Genomic DNA, 5,030 nt, shown 5'->3' with positions numbered 1-5,030 from the left:
CACCCGCCGAGATCCCCATGAAGCAGATGACCTTCGCCGAGGCCGAGTACGCTGTTAAACGCAAGCAGACGCGTAAGGAGCTTTTCCTGATCGAGATGGATCAGGTGGTGCCGTGGAAGGGCTTGATCAACCTGATCGAACCTCATTACCCCAAGGGTGTAGGCGGCCGCCCGGCGTATCCGTTGATGGTGATGCTGCGTGTGCATCTGATAGCTCTTTCTATCTATGACACAAGCTCTACCAGTGTAGTGGTCGACTAAACCCGGACACCCATTTAGGGCGAGAATGCTCGCTGTGAGAGTGCTGTCTGATGACCAAGCGACGTTGTACGTTTACGCCTGAGTTCAAGCGAGAGGTAGCGAGCCTGGTACTTGATCAGGCTACAGCCATATCGAAGCAGCCCGTTTACTTAGATTAGTGGAGTCGGCCTTGCGCCGATGGTAAACCAGTCCAACAGGAGCGAAACGGTATTACCGGACCAGCAAAGCACTGACGCCCGGACAGCAGAAGATTCAGGAGTTGGAAGCCCGTATCAATCGTCTAGAGCGGGAAAAATCGATTTCAAAAAAGGCCACCTCACTCTTGATGGCCGAGGAGCACGAGCGCTCGCGTCAGTCGATCAACTTCGCTCTGAGAGGCCTGTTGATCTGTTGTGTTCGGTATTTGAAGTCACTCGGTCTTGTTATTATACGCACTGCCGCAAGCGGCGATGTCCGGACGCTAAGCGGCTGGTTCTGCGTGGCAGGATGAGCAAGTTGTTTACCTAGAACCGCAGCGCTACGGGCAGCCGGAGCATCATGTTCATGATGCGTGAAGACGGGATCGAGATTGGACGATTCAAGGTACGAAAGCTGATCAGCAAGGAGCCCGGCTCACATGCCTACAAAAAGGCGACAATGGAGCGGCCAGATATCCTGAACGTATTAGATCGGGAGTTTGCCCTGTCAGCACCGGATCAGGTCTGGTGCAAGGATATCACGTATGTCTGGACTCAAGGTCGTTAGCATTATGTGGCGGCAGTGATTGATCTATTTGCCCGCCGTATAGTGGGTTGGGCGTTTTCATCGAAGCCCTAATGCTGATTTGGTCATCAACGCGTTGGATGCAGCTTACGAGCTACGAGGACGGCCAGAGGGTGTGTTGTTTCACAGCAACCAGGATAGCCAGTATGGCACAGCTGCAGTTTTCGCCAATGTCTGTGTCGCTACCGCTTTCAACAGAGCATGAGTCAGCGCGGGAACTGTCATAACAACGCCCCCGAGGGACGCTTGTTTCGTAGCATGAAAACGGAATGGGTGCCAAGCGTGGGTTTACATGAGCGCTGCGCTGGCACAGCAAGATATCGGTCGGTATCTGATGCAACGATACAACTGGCAACGTCCGCATCAGTTCAACAAGGGGCTACCGCCTGCGGTGGCCGAAAAACTTAATACAGTGTCCGGGATTAGTTGACCACTACATAACACGGCCTGCCAAGGTTTCTCGAAGTACTCAAGCGTGAACGTGTGGCCCCGTCCTATGGACATGTGATGATGCGCAAGCAGACCTGTTTGCTAAATCGAACGATTCCATAACCCACGAATGCGTCGTAGAGTCATCCGACAAGATCAGAAGTTTTCACCGCCTTCAAAACCGTCCGTAGAAATGGGGTAGAACCCCTTCTTTCCGGGACCTAACACAAAGAGCGGAGCGGCAAGCATGCTGCCCCGCTATGGCGTCAGTCTTTTGCCTGAGCCGCTCTCAATGTTGCCATGTCAATAACGAAGCGGTATTTCACATCGCCTTTGATCATGCGCTCGTAGGCCTCGTTGATGTGTTGGATATCCAACATTTCTATATCGCAGGTAATCCCATGCTCGGCACAGAAATCGAGCACTTCCTGGGTCTCTGCCATGCCGCCGATCAGAGAGCCGGCAATGACGCGGCGCTTCATGACCAAGTTGCCGGCATGTAGTGCAGGCTCGATGGGTTCGATCAAACCGACCAGAATATGCACGCCATCAAAGCGTAAGGTTTCCAGATAGGGGTTCAGATCGTGCTGTACTGGGATGGTGTCTAGTAGAAAGTCGAAACGGCCGGCTGCTGCTTTCATTTGCACCTCGTCGGTTGAGACGATTACATGATCTGCACCCTGGCGCTTGGCTTCTTCCAACTTAGATAAGGAGCGAGTAAATACAGTGACTTCTGCACCCATGGCCTTGGCAAACTTGATGCCCATATGGCCCAGGCCACCCATACCCAATACGCCTACCTTATCGCCTGCTTTCACACCGTAGTGCTTGAGCGGAGAGTAAGTAGTAATACCTGCGCAAAGAATCGGCGCAGCAGAGGCTGGGTCAAGCTTCTCAGGCACGCTTACAACGAAGCGCTCGCTGACTACGATACTGTTGGAATAACCGCCCATGGTAATAGTGCCATCTACGCGGTCTGGCGTAGCATAGGTCATGGTTGGGCCTTCCAGGCAGTACTGTTCAAGGTCGGAATGGCACGCATCGCAATGACGGCAGGAGTCTACCATGCAGCCTACACCAACCAGATCGCCTATCTTGTGACGACTGACATCGGAGCCAACAGCGGTCACCTGGCCAACGATCTCATGGCCGGGCATCAGCGGGTAAACAGCAATGCCCCACTCGTTACGGGCTTGGTGGATATCAGAGTGGCAAACGCCGCAATACAAGATTTCAATGGCCACATCATCCGCACGTGGCGCACGACGTTCGAAGGCATGAGGCACGAGAGGGGTGGTTGCTGAAAGAGCGGCATAGCCAAATGCTTTGGTCATGTAAAACCTCACACTTAAAGATGTGCATTAAGAAACCTGCTGCCAAGTCATAAAGCAGTACATTGATATCAAAGTGATATAAGAAAGTGCAGCAGGCGCGATGAAAAAGGGAGAAAGGTATTGTGAGGGTTTACTCGCAGCCGGTCATGACGATTCCTCCGGCTCTCATGCCTATTCCTCCAAGATTAAATGGTTTTAGATTGTCTCCTGGCTTATTCTTTCGAACATTGAACTGCCTGTTCCTCCTGATGATGAAATATCGATGCAACTGACCCGTCACGTTGATGCCAACGCCACCCTAGTATCTCTGCTCAAGCCACTTGCCACTCGCGACGGATTGTTGCCAACCGCTATGGAGCAGGTTCACGTGGTGTCGGCCCAATGCGCAGTGTCCCGCTCTCCGCAGATTTACGAGCCAAGCCTCATGGTCATCGCCCAAGGCAGCAAGCTTGCTTATTTAGGCGAGCGAAGATTGGAATACGGAGCAGGGCACTATCTTGTTCAGGCAATGCCCGTACCGTTTGAATGCGAGACCTTCGCCAGTTCGGAGACGCCCCTTTTAGGCGTATCGATAGGTATTGATCGGACCTTACTCGGAGAGCTGGTACTGGCAATGGGAGCTTCTTTCGAGCTAGACGTAAGACCACAGATGCCAGAATCAATGGCTTCATCCCTGCTCGACCATACCATGCGCGAGGCTGTGGTAAGACTCTTGAGTTGCCTGCACGATCCGTTGGAGCGGCAGATCTTGGGGCGGGCACGGCTGCGTGAAGTCCTGTTTGCTGCGTTGCGAGGTCCTCAGGGCGGCGCACTACGCGCCTTGGTGGAGCAGCGCAGTCAGTTTGCACGGATTGCCGCCGCGCTGATGTATCTGCATACGCATTATGACGAACCATTGAATGTCGAAGTACTGGCCCGTTGCGCCAGCATGGGGACTTCAGCATTTTATGAGCATTTCAAACGCAGCACCCTAGTCTCGCCAGTGCAGTATTTAAAGCGCTTACGTCTACTCAAGGCCCAGCAGCTGTTGGTCACTGATCGACACAGTGTTGCACAGGTGGCGTTACAGGTTGGTTACCAGAGTGCATCCCAGTTCAGCAGAGAGTACAAGCGTTATTTCAATCGCAGTCCCGCAGCCGAACGTAGTGAACATCACACCGCTGAGGTGTAATGCCGTTCAGGTTAAGGCTTGGTGGGCAGGATGGAAGGGATTGGTTAGCCTGTGCTCAATACCGTGCCGGTAACAGACCCTATCGAAAGGATAGGCCCGGCAGCTTTCTGTACCACTCTTCTTGGCAAATTGAATTCCGTTGTTGGTAAGTACTGTATGCACCTTGTAAGGTAACTTACTAAGCGTAGCCTCTAGAAAGCTAACCGATTCTTGCACATTATTTGCTCATGCAGTTCTTTATAAGCGGCATGCAATAAAGGATATGGAAAACGTCTCTGAAATAATGTCGCAGCTATTACAATACTCTGATGTAACGTCTTCCCTAGAGATAGCGATTCGCAAGGTCTGCGCGGTGATTTGTACCCATGGCGGCGTGATTATGGAATTTACCAGCGAGCAAGAAGCGCTTCTGAAAGCAGCCCAGTGGAATGGGCTGTGCCTGCGTCTAGCATCCTAGCCATGAGAAGAGCCTAAGCAAACACTAATATGGCTTAAATAATAGCCAAAGATCATTCATGGCTGAGTATGTCCCATACCCTTTGAGCGAATACATTGATAGAAAAGGGCTTAGTGATAATGCCTATGCCATTGCCCGAATACTCATCCAGACAGCCCTCAGCATAGCCAGTTGCAAACAGCACGCGTAATCCAGGGCGATATTGACGTGCCAGTTGAGCCAGCTGACGTCCATCCATTCCCGGTAGTGCTATATCTGTAATGAGAAGGTCGATATGTTGCGAGCTTTCTAGTAAGGGCAATGCTGATAGAGCATCCTGAGCATCGAGTACGGCATAACCCAGCTCAGTTAATACTTCAACTATAAGCGTACGGATTACAGCTTCATCTTCGATCACCAGAATTTTCTGGCCAGCGCCTTGTGGCATCTGTAGAGAAGACTCAGCTAAGGACTCTTCATACGCCCCTTCAAAACGAGGTAGGTACAAGAGAACGCTTGTTCCATGCCCGGGTTCGGACAAGATGCGAATATGCCCCTTCGTCTGTTTGACATAGCCATACACCATGGAAAGCCCTAGGCCTGTTCCCTGCCCGATAGGTTTAGTCGTAAAAAATGGC

General features: G+C 51.9%; 3 protein-coding genes and 3 pseudogenes. 4 read left to right on the top strand and 2 right to left on the bottom strand.

The window, feature by feature from the left end:
* Positions 1-17: 17 nt before the first annotated feature.
* The 3 pseudogenes from IQ22_RS22840 to IQ22_RS24255 form a co-directional block, all read left to right on the top strand.
* Positions 18-212, top strand: a pseudogene (locus IQ22_RS22840) (transposase); the annotation flags it as partial.
* A 98-nt stretch (positions 213-310) separates the two neighbouring features.
* Positions 311-1,452, top strand: a pseudogene (locus IQ22_RS22835) (IS3 family transposase).
* A gap of 9 nt (positions 1,453-1,461) precedes the next feature.
* Positions 1,462-1,653, top strand: a pseudogene (locus IQ22_RS24255) (IS3 family transposase); the annotation flags it as partial.
* A 64-nt stretch (positions 1,654-1,717) separates the two neighbouring features.
* On the opposite strand, the gene IQ22_RS22830 reads toward IQ22_RS24255, so the two are convergent.
* Entirely contained in the window at positions 1,718-2,785 is a 1,068-nt protein-coding gene (locus tag IQ22_RS22830) for an NAD(P)-dependent alcohol dehydrogenase (protein ID WP_145146099.1), read from the bottom strand.
* Positions 2,786-3,047: 262 nt separating this feature from the next.
* Between IQ22_RS22830 and IQ22_RS22825 the strand changes: the two genes are divergently transcribed.
* Positions 3,048-3,956, top strand: coding sequence for an AraC family transcriptional regulator (locus tag IQ22_RS22825; RefSeq protein ID WP_145146098.1), 909 nt, complete (start codon positions 3,048-3,050; stop codon positions 3,954-3,956).
* A gap of 509 nt (positions 3,957-4,465) precedes the next feature.
* Here the strand turns inward: IQ22_RS22825 and IQ22_RS22820 are convergent.
* On the bottom strand, positions 4,466-5,030 hold a 565-nt coding region (locus IQ22_RS22820; RefSeq protein WP_145146097.1), incomplete at its 5' end, for a response regulator.

The sequence above is a fragment of the Pseudomonas duriflava genome (genome assembly GCF_007830155.1).
Lineage (GTDB): Bacteria > Pseudomonadota > Gammaproteobacteria > Pseudomonadales > Pseudomonadaceae > Chryseomonas > Chryseomonas duriflava.
This window is presented reverse-complemented; position numbering and strand designations above follow the sequence as displayed.